The organism is Streptomyces sp. NPDC026589, from assembly GCF_040638385.1.
In the GTDB taxonomy this organism is placed as follows: domain Bacteria; phylum Actinomycetota; class Actinomycetes; order Streptomycetales; family Streptomycetaceae; genus Streptomyces.
In genome coordinates this window covers 82850-97389 of record NZ_JBEZYG010000002.1, presented here as the reverse complement: position 1 = coordinate 97389, position 14540 = coordinate 82850, and the positions used below count along the sequence as shown (strand labels likewise).

The window sequence follows — 14540 nt, the reverse complement described above, 5'->3', positions numbered from 1 at the left end:
GGCGGGTCGATGAGCACCGCGTGCCCCGTGCACCGACCCGTCCCGTACGCTGCCGGGCCATGAACACTGAGCAGACCGGCCGGAAAATCGCCGTCGTCACGGGTGCGGGATCAGGGATCGGGCGGGCCGTCGCGCTCGCCCTCGCGAGCGCGGGCTGGTCGCTCGCGCTCGCCGGCCGGCGGGCCGAGCCGCTGGCGGGGACGGCCGCCGCCGCCGGGGACACCGAGGCACTGTGCGTCACCACGGACGTGACCGACGCCGACGAGGTCGGCGCACTCTTCACCGCCGTACGGGAGCGGTTCGGCCGGCTGGACCTCCTGTTCAACAACGCGGGCACGTTCGGCCCCGGCGGCGTACCGCTGGAGGACCTGGCCGTCGAGGACTGGCGGGCGGTCGTCGACGTGAACCTGACGGGCGCGTTCCTGTGCGCGCAGGCGGCGTACCGGCTGATGAAGGAGCAGGACCCGCAGGGCGGTCGGATCATCAACAACGGTTCGATCTCCGCCCACGCGCCGCGCCCGCACTCGATCGCGTACACCGCGACCAAGCACGCGATGACGGGACTGACGAAGTCGCTGTCGCTGGACGGCCGGGCCTACCGGATCGCCTGCGGGCAGATCGACATCGGCAACGCGGCGACGGAGATGACCGAGCGGATGTCGACCGGGATCCTCCAGGCCAACGGGGCGCTGGCGGCGGAGCCGGTGATGGCGGCGTCCGACGTGGCGCGGACGGTGGCGCACATGGCGGAGCTGCCGCTGGAGGCGAACGTCCAGTTCGCCACGGTCCTGGCGACGAACATGCCGTACGTCGGGCGAGGTTGAGATTGAAGTTGCGCCCGAATGTGATCAGGTTCGCTCGAACTAGCCATTAAATGGCCGAATTTGCGGATTTCTCCGCGCCCGACCGAGCAAGCGCGTACTGACCGTATGATCGCATGCTGTTACGCCTTCACCAGAACGACACAGAAGGAACACCGCATGCGCATACGCACCGCTGCGCCGATCGCCCTGGCCGCCGCCACCGCACTGGCCGGCTCGCTCCTCGCCACGGCGGCACCGGCCGCGGCCGCCCCCCACCAGGGCGGGCTGCACTTCGGGACCGTGCAGTACGACGGCCCCGGCAAGGACAACCGGACCACGAAGTCGCTGAACGCCGAGTGGGTGAACATCCACAACAACGGCAAGAAGAAGGTCCAGCTCAAGGGCTTCAAGGTGAAGGACAACACCGGCTACACCTACACCTTCGGCAGCTACACGATCGGTGCGGGCAAGACGGTCAAGCTCCGCACCGGCAAGGGCAAGAACGTCTCGGGCACCGTGCACTGGAACCGGGGCTCGTACGTCTGGAACAACACCGGTGACAAGGCGCGGCTGATCAAGCCGAACGGGAAGCTCCAGGACTCCTGCTCCTGGAAGAAGTCCACCAAGGCGAACAAGGGCGTCAAGAACTGCCACTGACCCGCCCCGGGAGGGCCGGTCGCGGAACGGGGGGCCGCGACCGGCCCTCCCGGACGCCGTACCGCCGCACCGGGCGGGGAATGCCGGGAGCGGCGGCGCGGTTGGACCCCTGCATGACACCTGATCGTGCGCCCGAAGTCCTGCGCTACACCGCCTTCTCCGCCGACCCCGCGGGCGGGAATCCCGCCGGGGTCGTCCTGGACGCCTCCGGAATGGACGAGGAGGCGATGCTCGCCGTCGCGGCGGAGCTGGGCTACAGCGAGTCGGCGTTCCTGACGGAGCGGACCGGCGAAGGCGCGTACACGATCCGCTACTTCAGCCCGAAGGCCGAGGTGCCCTTCTGCGGTCACGCCACGGTCGCCACGGCGCTCGCCCTGGCCGAACGGGACGGGCCGGGCGAGCTGGAGTTCGCCACGGCCGCGGGTCCGGTGCCGGTGACCGTGGTACGGGAGGGCGGCGAACTCCGCGCCACCCTCACCAGCGTGGCCCCCCGCGTCGAGGAGACCGCGCCGGCCGACCTGGCGGAGGCACTGACCGCCCTGGACTGGGCGGCCGACGACCTCGACCCGGCCCTGCCGCCCCGGATCGCCTACGCGGGGGCCCGGCACCTGGTGCTGGCCGCCGCCACCCGGGAGCGGCTGGCCGACCTGGAGTACGACTTCGCGCGCCTCGAAGCGCTGATGCACCGGCTCGACCTGACCACGCTGCAACTGGTGTGGCGCGAGGGGCCAGAGGTCTTCCACGTCCGGGACCCGTTCCCGGTGGGCGGGGTCGTCGAGGATCCGGCGACGGGCGCGGCGGCTGCGGCCTTCGGCGCGTACGCACGGGAGCTGGGGCTCGTACCGGACGCGGCCGTGCTGACGCTGCACCAGGGGGCCGACATGGGCCGGCCCGGCACCCTCACCGTCGAACTGCGCGCGGGGGACGCCAGGGTCCGGGTCAGCGGAACGGGCGCCCGGATCGGCTGAACCGCCTTCCGGGGCGGCGGTTCAGCCGGTGGTCTCCTTGGCCGGGGAGACGTGGGCGTACCAGCGCTCCGTCTCCTCCGGGTCCAGCGCGCGCTCCAGCAGGGCGTCGCCGCGCATGCCGGGGAAGAAGCGGCCCGCGGGCCAGGTCCGCCGGTAGGACGGCTCGTCCAGGACCAGCAGCCGGACGCCGTCGACGACGGGGATGTCGGCGGGGGCGCCCTCGTTCCAGATGAGTTCGCCGTCCGGGGCCACCAGGTCGAAGGAGCCCACGGTGTCCACCTGGCCGGGCGTCTCCCGGCAGACGGCCGCCTCCTGCGCCGACGGCGCGTGGCCCTCCACATGGCCGCCGCCTATGAGCGCGTCGGCGAGCAGGGTGTGCAGCTGGAAGTTGTCCCCGATGCCGGAGAGCCGCAGGAGGTAACCGGTGCCGCTCGACCGGTGGAGGGCGACGAGCGGTTCGTCGTCCAGCACGAGGAGCGCGTAGGCGAGGGACTTCAACTCCGTGCCGGAGGCCCGCTCCACCGCACCGAGCAGCCGCAGCGCCTCGCCCCGGAAGCCGGCCGCCCGCCGCACCCCGGGGTGGTTCAGCAGCGCGACGGCGGCCATCTCCCACTGGGGAAGGGTCCACCAGCCGGCGGCCGCGTCGGCGCCGGCCCGCTCCACCACGGCGGGGCCCGGCTCGCCTCCGCCCGGAACGGGGAACGCGCCGCCCCCGGTCCCGGCCCACGCTTCGCAGAACACCAGAGCCTGCTCCAGCGCCCGTCGCAGCCCGGCCAGGACTCCCGGCGCGCAGCGCTCGGCGTCCGCGCCGCGCTCTACACAGGCCCCGACGAGCACGGCGACGACGGCACGGGGGCCGGGCGGCACCTGCTCCAGCACGGCGGCGAGCCGCGGCCCGCTGTCCAGCAGCTCCGCCTCCCTGGCCTGCCCGAAGGTCTCCTGCAACCGGACGAACGCCTTGCCGGAGCGCTTGGTGTCCTGGCCGGTCACCGCCGCCTCGAAGTCGGCGACGGCTCCCCCGAACCCGGCTTTACCGAATATCATTCCAGCACTTTAACGACGTGCCGTCGGGCACCACGAAGCCGGTCGCCGCCCGGGCCCCTCACCGCACGTAGACCCCTTCCCGCGCGGCGGCGACCGCGGCGGCGGCGGCCCGGTCGGCGGCCGCCTCGTCCAGCGGGGCGCCGCTGGCCAGCAGCCGGTAGTACAGGGGCGCCGACACCGCGGCGATCACCTCGCCCGGGTCCGTACCGGCGGGCAGTTCGCCGCGGTCGACCGCCGCCTCGACACAGCCGGACCACTCCCCGATCCGCACCGCGTAGAAGCGGTGCAGGGCCTCGGCGGTCCGCGGATCACAGGTGGCGGCGGCGATGACGGCCGCGAAGAGGGCGCCCTGCCGGGAATCGGTCAGCGCCCGGACCACGAGCCGGGCGTTGGCCCGGAGGTCCTCGGCCAGCGACCCGGTGTCCGCGCGCGGCAGCGACTGCTCCGCCATGTCCGAGAGCAGATCGGCCACCAGCCCGGCGGGCACGGACCAGCGCCGGTAGACGGTCGTCTTGCCGACCCCCGCCCGCCGGGCGACATCGGCCAGGTCGAGCCCGTCGAAGCCGTGCTCGACCAGCGCGTCCCCGGCGGCACGCAGCACCGCGTCCCGCACCCGGGCGGTGCGGCCGCCGGGACGCACGGTGCCGGGCTCCCCTCCGTCGACGTCGACGCCTCCGGAGCTTTCAGCGCCTCCAGAGTGCTCAGCGCTTTCAGAGTCTTCAGCGCTTTCAGAATTCATAACGGGTCTCCAGTTCCATTAGCAACGCCCCTCCTGCTACGGTGACACCCACCTTAACGGAACCACAGGACCGTTAAGCTATTCGCCGCCCAGGAAGGCGCCCTGCCATGTCCCGTACCGCACCCGCACCCTCTCCCACACCCACCGGACCGACGATCGCCCCCCGCGCCGCCGGCCCACGCATGACGAGACGCCAGAGGCTCGTACTGGCTCTGCTGCTCGGCTCCCAGTTCATGATCGCGGTGGACTTCTCGATCCTGAACGTGGCGCTGCCCGTCGTCGGGGAGGGGCTCGGCTTCTCCCTCGCCCACCTCCAGTGGATCGCCACGTCCTTCGCGCTCGCCGCCGCCGGCTTCACCCTGCTCTTCGGACGCGTCGCCGACCTCGTCGGCCGCAAGAACCTGTTCATCGGCGGCATGGTCGTTCTCGGGCTCTCCTCCGCGCTCGGTGGCCTCGCCACCTCGCCCGAGGTCCTCCTCGCCGCCCGCGTGCTCCAGGGCCTGGCCACCGCGGCCGTCACGCCCGCCGGACTCGCGCTGCTGACCACCGCGTTCAAGGAGGGGCCGCTGCGCGAACGGGCGCTGGGGCTCAACGGCGCCCTGATGTCTGCCGGGTTCACCGCCGGAGCGATCCTCGGCGGCCTCCTGACCGACCTGCTCTCCTGGCGCTGGGCCTTCTTCATCAACGTACCGGTCGCGGCCCTGGTCGTGATCCTGGCGCCCTCCGTGATCACCGACTCCCGGCCGGAGCGACGGCCCCGGCTGGACGTGCCCGGCGCGGTCACCGTCACCGGCGGGCTGCTGCTGCTCGTCCTCGGGCTCACCCAGGCCGGTGAGACCGGCTGGACCACCCCGACCACGCTGGCCTCCCTGGCCGCCGGCGTCGCCCTCCTGATCGCGTTCGTCCGCATCGAGCGGCGGGCCGCCGCACCGCTCGTCCCGATGCACATCCTGAAGCGGCGCAGCGTCGTCTGGGGCAACGCCGCCGGGCTGATCGCCTTCGTCACCGAGACCTCGCTGGTGTTCCTGCTCACCCTGTACCTCCAGGAGGTCCTCGGTTACTCCGCGCTGGCCACCGGCCTGGCGTTCGGCGTGCTGGGCGTCGGCACGGTCGTCGGCGGGATGCTCGGTGGACGGGCGGTGGGCCGGTTCGGCAACCGGCGCGCCATCGTGCTGGGCGGGGCCGTCCAGGCCGTCGCCACGCTCTCGCTCGTCGCGCTCGGCACGTCCGGCTCCTGGATCTGGCTCCTGCTGGCGGCCACCTTCGTCGGCGGTGTGGGCAACATGCTGATGATCGTCGGGTTCATGGTCACGGCCACCTCCGGACTGCCCGACGAGGAGCAGGGCCGGGCCACCGGGCTGGCGACGATGACCCAGCAGGTCGGCATCACCCTCGGCATCCCGGTGATGAGCGCGATCGTCACCGCCCGGACGGGGGCCGCGACGGGGTCGGAGGCCGTACTGTCCGGCGTCTCCATCGCCATCCTCGTCAACTCCGCACTGGTCCTGGCCGGCGCCCTGCTCGCCGGGTACTTCCTGACCGAAAGGAACCGGACAGCAGCGGCGGCGGGGTGAGCGGAGCGGGACCGCGCCCAGGGACCGCACCTGCCCGCCCCCGGGAGCCGACACCGGCCCCCGGGGGCGGAACAGTGTCGACAGCGGGAGGATACGGACATGCCCGAGCCCGAGCCGCTGACCGTTCCGAGCCTGTCCGCCGGACCGGACTTCGTCCTGCGCCCCTGGGAGATGAGCGACCTCCCGCTGGTCCGGGAGGCCTCGCTCGACCCGTACATCCCGCTCATCACCACGGTCCCGTCCCGCTACTCGGACGCGGCCGCCGAGGCGTTCGTCCGCAGGCAGTGGGAGCGCGCGGCCACCGGCGCCGGATACCCGTTCGCCATCGTCCGCTCCCGGGACCGGCGCCCGGTCGGCGCGATCGGGCTCTGGCTCCGCGACCTGCCCGAGGGCCGTGGATCGCTCGGCTACTGGCTCACCGCACCGGCCCGCGGCCAGGGCGTCGCCCGCGCCGCCCTGCGTACGGTGACAGGGTGGGCCGTGCGCGACCTCGGCGTCCAGCGCCTCCAGCTCTTCATCGAGCCGTGGAACACTGCCTCCGCCCGGATCGCCGAGGACGTCGGTTTCCGGCGGGAGGGGCTGCTGCGCGGCTGGCAGCAGGTGGGCGACCGGCGGCGGGACATGACCGTGTACGCCCTGCTGAACACCGACGGGCCCGTGGATGGCCGGGCGGTAACCGCACACTGAACACCGAGGCGTTACGATCGCGGGCACCGCAGCCGACCAGCAGCCGCACGGCAGCCGAGCCCAGGAGTACCGAACTTGTCCGCACCACGCATCGGCGTATCCATCGTGACCATGGGGGACCGCCCGCAGGCGGTCGAGGCGCTGCTGGCGTCGGTCGCCATGCAGGACGTCCGGCCCACCCGGCTCGTGATCATCGGCAACGGGACGGCGCTCCCGGACTTCACCGCCTTCCCCGGCCTGGAGAACCTCGACGGCGGGGTGACCACGATCGAGCTGCCGGAGAACCTCGGCTGCCCGGGCGGCCGGAACGCCGGTCTGCGCAGGCTCGCCGAGATCGGCGACGTGGACGTGGTGATCGAGCTGGACGACGACGGGCTGCTGGTCGAGAAGGACGTCTTCCGCCGGGTGCGGGACCTCTTCGCGGCCGACGACCGGCTCGGCATCGTCGGCTTCCGGATCGCCGACGAGCACGGCGAGACCCAGCGGCGCCACGTGCCCCGGCTCCGGGCGGGCGACCCGATGCGCGGCGGCCCGGTCACGGCCTTCCTCGGCGGCGGCCACGCGTTCTCCATGAAGATGCTGGAGCAGACCGGGCCGTGGCCCGCCGAGTTCTTCTTCACCCACGAGGAGACCGACCTCGCCTGGCGCGCGCTCGACGCGGGCTGGAAGGTGCTGTACGAGCCCGAACTGCTGCTCCAGCACCCCAAGACGTCCCCGGCCCGGCACGCGGTCTACTACCGGATGACGGCCCGCAACCGCGTCTGGCTGGCCCGCCGCAACCTGCCCCTCCCCCTGGTCCCCGCCTACCTCGGCACCTGGACCCTGCTCACCCTCGCCCGCACCCGCGACCCGAAGGGCCTGCGCGCCTGGGCGGGCGGCTTCGCCGAGGGCGTCCGCACCCCGTGCGGCGAGCGGCGCCCGATGCGCTGGTCCACGGTGTGGCAGATGACCCGGCTGGGCCGGCCTCCGGTCATCTGACCCGCCGCCCGCGGGCCCAGCGGCCCCCGGGGCTCAGCGATCCCCGGGGCTCAGCGGCCCCCGGCGGCTCAGCGATCCCCGGCGGCCCAGCGGTAGAGCACGTCCGGCTCGTTCTCCTCGTTGCGGGCACCGTCGTCGAACGCGACGGCGGTGAACCCGTGCCGCTCGTAGAAGGCGCGGGCGGCGGCGTTGCGCTGGAACACGTACAGCTTCAGGGCCCCCTCCGCCGCGCCGCGCACCTCCGCCAGCAGCCGGCTCCCGATCCCCCGCCGCAGCGCGTCGGGCCGCAGATAGAGATGATCGAGCTCGTCGCCCCCGGCGAGCACGGCGAACCCGAGCAGCTCCCCGCCCTCCCCCGCCCCCTCGGCCACCCACACCGCGGTGCTGGTGGGCAGCACGACATGGGTGATCCACGCGAGGGTGTCCTCGTCGCTGTGGACCCGGGGCAGATACGGCATGGCGGCGGCCCGGGAGGCCAGGAAGACCCGGGTGACGGCCTCGGCGTCCTCCGGCGTGGCCGGGCGCAGCCGTACGCCCTGCTGGTCCGGCCGCGCGGCTCCGGTGCTTTCCGCAACGCTCATCGCCCTGTTCCCCGTTTCCGTCGACTCGGCGCCCGCCGGTTTCGGCCGACCCTCGATCAGCGGTGATCAGAACACGCCGGGAGCCTTCCGCGCAGGTGGAATAAACGCGCGACGGAACAACGCGCCGCGCCGCGCCGTGAGCGTGCTGGGGCGCGCGCCGGCCCGGGACGGGTGAGACGGCAGACGAGTCGGGCTGTACGCCGGGTTCTGTCTCCCGGTCGCCTCGCGGCGGCCGGGGAGACGGCCATCCATCTAGGGCCGGCATTGCTGCCGGCCTCGTGCGGTCTACCCGTGAACTCGGGCGAGCAGCCCTCGAACGTTCACGCAGAGCCGTCCCGTTCCTGGGGCGCCCCCTCTTGACCTTGCTCCGGGTGGGGTTTACCTAGCCGCCTGAGTCACCTCAGGCGCTGGTGGTCTCTTACACCACCGTTTCACCCTTACCCGGGACCGAGGTCCCGGGCGGTCTGTTTTCTGTGGCACTGTCCCGCGGGTCACCCCGGGTGGCCGTTAGCCACCACCCTGCCCTGTGGAGCCCGGACGTTCCTCGGGAGAACCCCGAAGGATCCTCACGCGGCCGTCCGCCCGGCTCGTCTGCCGTGATCGCCATCCTACCGGGCCCTGCGGGCCGGGGGCCCTGTCGGTCTCCCTCAGCCGAAGTCGCCGGTCTCCAGATCGAAGGCGAAGGGCTCGGGCAGCGGCAACGGTTTCCCGTACGGGATGGTGAGGAGCTGGCGGTAGTCGTCGTTCTCCGGATCGCTGAACAGCGTCACCGAACTGTCGTCCCGGTCGATGAGCAGGTAGAGCGGGATGCCGCCACGGGCATAGCAGCGGCGCTTGGCCTCGCGGTCGGCCTGCGGCTTGGTGGAGGTCACCTCGACCACCAGGGCTACGCCTTCGGGGGCCATCCAGGATTCGGCGCCGCGGAAAAGGCGGAGTTCCAGAGGGGCGAAGGTGCCGTCGGGGATGGCGTGGTTCTTGGGACAGCCACCACCGCTGCGAAGTCTCAGCCCCTTGTTTCCGGAGAACTGCATGCGCGTTCGGGCGCGCCTTGCCACTTGGTCGACGATCAGGCCGATGTAGTCCTCGTGGTCCCCGTCCGGCGGCGGCGTCACGACAATCTCCCCCTCGATCAGTTCCGCCCGGAAGCCTTCCGGCGTGTCCAGGGCCAGGAAGCCCTCCAGAAGGACTTCTGCCTGCGTGAGCGGCTCGTGCGCCATGGCAGTCATGTCACGCTCCTTCCTCGGTCGCTCGCCAGACTGGGGCATCGGGGGGACCAGCCGTCCATGAGATCGGAGTTCTTCCCCCGATCGTGGCACAGGCCGACACGGCGTGGACGGAAGCGGGGCAAGGAGAGCGGTGCTTGACCTTGTCGCGGCGTCAACGTTTCTACTGGCCGCATGCGTATCGGAGAGATCGCCGCGCTCGTGGGAGTCACTTCCCGGGCCGTCCGGCACTACCACCACATCGGCCTCCTGCCCGAGCCCGCCCGGCAGGCCAACGGCTATCGGTCGTACACCGTCCGCGATGCCGTGCTGCTGGCCAGGATCAGGCGGCTGACGGAGATCGGGCTCTCCCTGGACGAGGTACGGGACGTGCTCGCCGACGACGCGGGGCGGGAGCTGGCCGAGGTGCTCGGGGAGCTGGACGCCGATCTGGCGCGGCAGGAGCGGGAGATCCACGAGCGGCGGCAGGTGCTGGCCGCGCTCCTGGAGGCGCCGCTCACCTCGGACGGGCCGCTCTCCCCCGCCCTCGCCGCGCTGTTGGAGCACGCGCCCGCCACCACGTCCCCGGCCGCGGCGAAGGACCGCGAGCATCTGTCGTTGCTGGACGCGGCGGGCGATGGCGCGGGGGCCGAGGTGTTCGCCGCGCTGCGTCCGCTGGCCGAGGATCCGGGCGTTCTCGCGCTGTACGAGCGGCTCGACGAGCTGGCCGGGGCCGGGGTGGACGACCCGCGCATCGCGCCGCTTGCGGCCGAGCTGGTCGCCGCCGTACCGGACGAGGTCCTGGCGGTGATCCCCGACGGCGAGCCGTCGACGACGGGGATGGGGCGGGTGCTGCTCGACGACTACCCGCCCGCGCAGCGCGCGGTGGTGCGCCGGGTGATGGAGGCGCTGGCCGAGCGGGTGCGGGGGAGGAACGCATGAGTACCGGGAGGGCGGTGGGCCTGCGGGTGGCGCGGGTCGGAATGTGGGCGGTGCTGCCCGGGGAGGTCGCGCTGGCGGTCTGTCTGGTGGCCGGGGTCCGGATACCCGGTGCCGTTCTGCTGGTGGCCGAGGCGCTGGTGGTGGGCGTCCTCGCGCTGGAGGCGTACGTGATGTGGCCGCTGTACACGGCGCGGCGGCGGGCCGGGGACAGGCGCCGGGAGGCCGGGCTGTCCGCGATGCGGGCCGTGGTGCCGGTGGCCGTGCGGCGGCTGGTGGTGCACGAACTCCGGGCGTTGCACAGTCTCGGGCTGTGGGTCCTGCGCCGCCGCCACCGGATTCCGGCGGGGGCCCGGCCGTTCTCGTACACCGAACCGCAGACCGGGATCATGTGGACGTTTGTCTTCGTCTCCGTCGTGGAGACCGTGGTGCTGGCCCTGGTGATCCCCTGGCCGCTCGTCCACGCGATCCTGCTCGTGGTGGACGTGTACGGGATCGTCATCATCGTCGCTCTTCAGGCGGCCTGTGTGACCCGGCCGCATCTCGTGGAGGCCGACGGTTCGCTGCGGCTGCGCTACGGCGCCCTGTTCGACCTGCGGGCGCCCGCCGCCGTGATCGCCGCCGCCCGGGTGGACCGGCGCTTCCCGGACGGGGGTCTGGTCCGGGTGGACGCGGACGGGACGCTCGATCTGGCGGTGGGGAGCCAGACGACGGTGACGGTGGAGCTGACGGAGCCGGTGGAGTTCGTGCGGCCGTTCGGCCGGCGCGGGAGCGCCCGGACGCTCCGCTTCCACGCCGACGACCCACGGGCGGCGGTCGCGGCGCTCACGGGCGCGAAGGGCGTGAAGGGCGTGAAGGACGCGAAGGGCCGGGCAGTGTCCTGCCCGCTCACGCCGGAGCGAACAGCACAGGCTGCCCTCACGCCGGAGCGAACAGCACTGTCCTCGACGCCGGACCCGCCTGGGTGAGCCGGACCCGCAGCCGCTCCCCCAGCGGGAGCGGGGCCGTGCCGCCCTCGATCCGGCCGACGATCGCCGGGTCCCGGAGGTGGACCGTGCCGGCGGCGGGGTCGCGGTCCTGGACGTCGACGACGTACGCGTCGAAGAGCTCGCCCACGCGCCCCTCCAGCAGCGCCGCCTCGACCAGGTCGACGCAGGCCCGCTCCACGGCGCCCGCGCGCCGCGTCCCCTCGACCATCTCCTTCGGGAGGGCGGGGAGTGCCTCCCGTACCCACTCGGGGGGTTCCGTCCCGGCGGTCGCGGCGAGGCAGAGTTCGGACGCGTACCGGTCGACGAGGCGGCGCAGCGGCGCGGTGCAGTGCGTGTAGAGGTCGGCGACCGCCGCGTGCACGGCGGGGTCGGGGAGTTCCCCGCCGTCGAACGCCGTGTAGCCCGCGCCGCGCAGCAGGGTGGTGCACTCCTGGAGGAACGCCGCGTGGTCGCTCCTCGTCGGGTCGAGGGAGCGGACGACCTCGGCGTAGGGGACGTGGTGCGGCCAGTCGACGCCCAGGGCGTGGGCGGAGCGCCGCAGCCGGGCGACAGCTCCGTCCGGGGCGATCGGCAGGGTGCGCAGGATGCCGGCGCCCGTGTCGGCCATGAGGCGGGCGGCGGCCGCGCCGGTGAGCAGGGAGATCTGGGCGTTCCAGCCCTCGGCGGGGAGCGTGGCGCGGTAGGCCAGGCCGTAGGAGCCGTCCCGTTGGACGATCTCCTGTTCGGGGACGTTCAGCGAGATGCCGCCCCGGGCCCGTTCCTGTTCCTCGCGCAGCCGCCCGATGTCCCGCAGCAGGGCGAGGGGCTCCTCGGCCGTGCCCGCGTCGATCTGGCGTTGGACGCCCGCGTAGTCGAGCTTCGCGCGGCTGCGGACCAGGGCGCGGGTCACGTCGGCGTGGACGGCCCGCCCGTCGCCGTCCAGGTCGATCCGCCACAGCGCGGCCGGGCGGGTCTCGCCGGGGAGGAGGCTGGCGGCGCCCTCGGAGAGGACCGGTGGGTGGAGGGGGATCCGGCCGTCGGGGAAGTAGAGGGTGGTGACCCGGCGGTGGGCCTCGGCGTCGAGCGCGCCGCCCGGCCGGAGAAACGCGGCGACGTCCGCGATGGCGTAGTGCACCCGGAAGCCGTGGGGGCGGCGCTCCAGGTGCATCGCCTGGTCGAGGTCGGTGGAGGCGGGCGGGTCGATGGTGAGGAACGGCAGGTCCGTGGCGTCCTCGTGGGCCGACAGGTCCGGGGCCCGCGCCGCCTCGGCCGCCTTCGCGAGCACCTCGGGCGGGAAGGCTCCGGGCAGGTCGAGCTCGGTGCGCAGCGCCCGCAGGGCGGCCCCGAGCGAGCAGTCGGCTGCACCGGTCATACGCAGGTGGCGGCGGGGCATGGCCCGAGCGTAGGCCGGGCGGGGGCAGGCGGCATCCGGGGCGCTCGCCGGCCCCGCGCGCACAGGCGGCGCGGCCGTCGCCGTACGGGAGGGCGCGGCCGTCGCCGTACGGGAGGCGGCGCCCCGTCCCCGTACCCTTGCCGAGGACCCGGAGAGCCCGCACGTCGACCGGGTCCGCGCTTGCGCCGTACGTACGAAGGAGAACCGCCGTGCTCGTGCTGTTGCCGCCCTCCGAAGGAAAGGCCGCCTCGGGGCGCGGGGCTTCGCTGAAGCCGGAGTCGCTGTCGCTGCCGGGGCTCGCCCCGGCCCGTGCCGCGGTGCTGGACGAGCTGGTCGAGCTGTGCCAGGCGGACGAGGAGAAGGCCCGTGAGGTGCTGGGGCTGAGCGTGGGGCTGCGGGGCGAGGTCGGCAAGAACACCGGGCTGCGCACCGCCGGGACCCGTCCGGCCGGGGAGCTGTACACCGGCGTGCTGTACGACGCCCTCGATCTGGCCTCGCTGGAGGCGGACGCACGGCGGCGGGCGGCGAAGTCGCTGCTGGTCTTCTCCGGGCTGTGGGGCGCGGTCCGGATCGGCGACCGGATTCCGCCGTACCGCTGCTCGATGGGGGTGAAGCTGCCCGGTCTCGGCGCGCTCGGCGCGTACTGGCGTACCCCGATGGAGACCGTGCTGCCCGAGGCCGCCGGGAACGGGCTCGTCCTGGACCTGCGCTCCTCGGCGTACGCGGCGGCGTGGAAGCCGGCGGGTGAGGTGGCGTCGCGTACGGCGAGCGTGCGGGTGCTGCACTCCCAGCTGGTGGGCGGGGTGGAGAAGCGGTCCGTGGTGAGCCACTTCAACAAGGCGACCAAGGGCCGACTGGTGCGCGATCTGCTGGTGGCGGGTGCGCGGCCGAAGGGCCCGGCGCAGTTGGTGGACGTGTTGCGGGACCTCGGGTACGTGGTGGAGGCCGAGGCCCCCGCGCGGGCCGGGCGGCCGTGGTCGCTGGACGTGGTGGTGACGGACATCCACTGACCGGCACCGAGGGGATGCCCTCGTGCCCTCGCGGGCGGCTCAGCGGCACTCCTCGATGGACTGTTGTTGCGCCCTGCGCAACGCTCGTTGCAGATATTGCCTTGGGCGCGGCAGGATGACCCCATGACCTCCTCTGCCACGCCCGCCGCCCCGTCCGACGCCTCCGTACTGGATCTCGCGCCCGTCGTCCCCGTCGTCGTCCTGCACGACGCGGCTGACGCGGTGCCGTTGGCGCGGGCTCTGGTGGCGGGTGGGCTCCCGGCGATCGAGGTGACGCTGCGGACACCCGCCGCGCTGGAGTCGATCCGGGCCATGGCCGCCGAGGTCCCGGGCGCGGTGGTCGGGGCGGGCACGGTGATCTCGCCGGAGCACGTACGGGACACCGTCGACGCCGGGGCCCGGTTCCTGGTCAGCCCGGGGTGGACGGACGCGCTGCTGGAGGCGATGAAGGCGTCCGGGGTGCCGTTCCTGCCGGGCGTCTCGACCACCTCCGAGGTGGTGGCCCTGCTGGAGCGCGGGGTGCGGGAGATGAAGTTCTTCCCGGCCGAGGCGGCGGGCGGCACGGCCTACCTCAAGGCTCTGTCCGCGCCGCTCCCCCAGGCCCGGTTCTGCCCGACCGGCGGCATCTCGCTCGCCTCCGCGCCGTCGTACCTCGCGCTGCCCAACGTCGGCTGCGTGGGCGGCAGCTGGATGGTGCCGGGCGACGCGGTGGCGGCGAAGGACTGGGACCGGGTGGCCCGGCTGGCGGCCGAGGCGGCGGCGCTCGGCGCGTGATCCCACGAACCTGAGGAGCCCCCTCAGTGCGGGAGCTCCACGGCGTGAGACCCCTGAGAGCGGGAGCTGCACGGGCGTAAGGCCCCTCAGCGCGCAGGAACTGCACGGCCTGAGGCACCTCAGCGCAGGAGCTGCACGGGCGTAAGGCCCCTCAGCGCGCAGGAACTGCACGGCCTGAGGCACCTCAGCGCAGGAGCTGCACGGGCGTAAGGCCCCTCAGCGC

15 protein-coding genes and 1 other RNA gene are annotated in these 14540 nt (G+C 73.5%); 10 read left to right on the top strand and 6 right to left on the bottom strand.

The window, feature by feature from the left end:
* Positions 1 to 59 precede the first annotated feature (59 nt).
* The 3 genes from AB0F29_RS03455 to AB0F29_RS03445 all read left to right on the top strand — a co-directional run bounded on the left by AB0F29_RS03455 (position 60) and on the right by AB0F29_RS03445 (position 2428).
* Positions 60 to 824, top strand: coding sequence for an SDR family oxidoreductase (locus tag AB0F29_RS03455; RefSeq protein WP_361867139.1), 765 nt, complete (start codon positions 60 to 62; stop codon positions 822 to 824).
* Positions 825 to 980: 156 nt separating this feature from the next.
* Positions 981 to 1460 (top strand): lamin tail domain-containing protein, encoded by a 480-nt coding sequence (locus tag AB0F29_RS03450; RefSeq protein WP_018958201.1) that lies wholly within the window; start codon positions 981 to 983, stop codon positions 1458 to 1460.
* 113 nt (positions 1461 to 1573) lie between these two features.
* Positions 1574 to 2428, top strand: a complete 855-nt coding sequence (locus tag AB0F29_RS03445) for a PhzF family phenazine biosynthesis isomerase (protein WP_361867137.1) — start codon at positions 1574 to 1576, stop codon at positions 2426 to 2428.
* A gap of 21 nt (positions 2429 to 2449) precedes the next feature.
* Here AB0F29_RS03445 and AB0F29_RS03440 read toward each other — a convergent pair whose 3' ends face one another.
* Positions 2450 to 3472, bottom strand: a complete 1023-nt coding sequence (locus tag AB0F29_RS03440; RefSeq protein ID WP_361867135.1) for a hypothetical protein — start codon at positions 3470 to 3472, stop codon at positions 2450 to 2452.
* A gap of 58 nt (positions 3473 to 3530) precedes the next feature.
* Positions 3531 to 4112, bottom strand: coding sequence for a TetR/AcrR family transcriptional regulator (locus AB0F29_RS03435; RefSeq protein ID WP_361867133.1), 582 nt, complete (start codon positions 4110 to 4112; stop codon positions 3531 to 3533).
* A gap of 281 nt (positions 4113 to 4393) precedes the next feature.
* On the opposite strand from AB0F29_RS03435, the gene AB0F29_RS03430 reads away from it, so the two are divergent.
* The 3 genes from AB0F29_RS03430 to AB0F29_RS03420 all read left to right on the top strand — a co-directional run bounded on the left by AB0F29_RS03430 (position 4394) and on the right by AB0F29_RS03420 (position 7450).
* Positions 4394 to 5785, top strand: coding sequence for an MFS transporter (locus tag AB0F29_RS03430; protein WP_361867132.1), 1392 nt, complete (start codon positions 4394 to 4396; stop codon positions 5783 to 5785).
* Between the two features lie 99 nt (positions 5786 to 5884).
* Positions 5885 to 6472, top strand: a complete 588-nt coding sequence (locus AB0F29_RS03425; RefSeq protein ID WP_361867130.1) for a GNAT family N-acetyltransferase — start codon at positions 5885 to 5887, stop codon at positions 6470 to 6472.
* A 75-nt stretch (positions 6473 to 6547) separates the two neighbouring features.
* Entirely contained in the window at positions 6548 to 7450 is a 903-nt protein-coding gene (locus tag AB0F29_RS03420) for a glycosyltransferase (protein ID WP_361867128.1), read from the top strand.
* Between the two features lie 68 nt (positions 7451 to 7518).
* On the opposite strand, the gene AB0F29_RS03415 is transcribed toward AB0F29_RS03420, so the two are convergent.
* The 3 genes from AB0F29_RS03415 to AB0F29_RS03405 form a co-directional block, all read right to left on the bottom strand.
* Positions 7519 to 8031: a GNAT family N-acetyltransferase gene (locus AB0F29_RS03415; RefSeq protein ID WP_361867126.1), complete on the bottom strand. Its 513-nt coding sequence runs from the start codon at positions 8029 to 8031 to the stop codon at positions 7519 to 7521.
* Positions 8032 to 8211: 180 nt separating this feature from the next.
* An RNA gene (gene rnpB, locus AB0F29_RS03410) (RNase P RNA component class A) lies at positions 8212 to 8621 on the bottom strand.
* 57 nt (positions 8622 to 8678) lie between these two features.
* Positions 8679 to 9248 carry a Uma2 family endonuclease gene (locus tag AB0F29_RS03405; protein WP_361867760.1) on the bottom strand — a complete coding sequence of 190 codons (570 nt, stop codon included), beginning with the start codon at positions 9246 to 9248 and terminating at the stop codon, positions 8679 to 8681.
* 180 nt (positions 9249 to 9428) lie between these two features.
* On the opposite strand from AB0F29_RS03405, the gene AB0F29_RS03400 reads away from it, so the two are divergent.
* Together AB0F29_RS03400 and AB0F29_RS03395 are read left to right on the top strand one after the other, a co-directional pair.
* Positions 9429 to 10175, top strand: a complete 747-nt coding sequence (locus tag AB0F29_RS03400) for a MerR family transcriptional regulator (protein WP_361867124.1) — start codon at positions 9429 to 9431, stop codon at positions 10173 to 10175.
* A complete protein-coding gene (locus AB0F29_RS03395) occupies positions 10172 to 11140 on the top strand; it encodes a hypothetical protein (RefSeq protein WP_361867123.1) in 969 nt (322 codons plus the stop codon). Before AB0F29_RS03400 ends, AB0F29_RS03395 begins: the two co-directional genes overlap by 4 nt.
* On the opposite strand, the gene AB0F29_RS03390 is transcribed toward AB0F29_RS03395, so the two are convergent.
* A complete protein-coding gene (locus AB0F29_RS03390; RefSeq protein ID WP_361867121.1) occupies positions 11091 to 12533 on the bottom strand; it encodes an RNB domain-containing ribonuclease in 1443 nt (480 codons plus the stop codon). The two genes, AB0F29_RS03395 and AB0F29_RS03390, sit on opposite strands and share 50 nt — an antisense overlap.
* A 209-nt stretch (positions 12534 to 12742) precedes the next feature.
* Between AB0F29_RS03390 and yaaA the strand changes: the two genes are divergently transcribed.
* Positions 12743 to 13543: a peroxide stress protein YaaA gene (gene yaaA, locus AB0F29_RS03385; RefSeq protein ID WP_361867119.1), complete on the top strand. Its 801-nt coding sequence runs from the start codon at positions 12743 to 12745 to the stop codon at positions 13541 to 13543.
* Positions 13544 to 13666: 123 nt separating this feature from the next.
* Entirely contained in the window at positions 13667 to 14317 is a 651-nt protein-coding gene (gene eda, locus AB0F29_RS03380) for a bifunctional 4-hydroxy-2-oxoglutarate aldolase/2-dehydro-3-deoxy-phosphogluconate aldolase (protein ID WP_361867117.1), read from the top strand.
* The last annotated feature ends 223 nt before the right edge of the window (positions 14318 to 14540 follow it).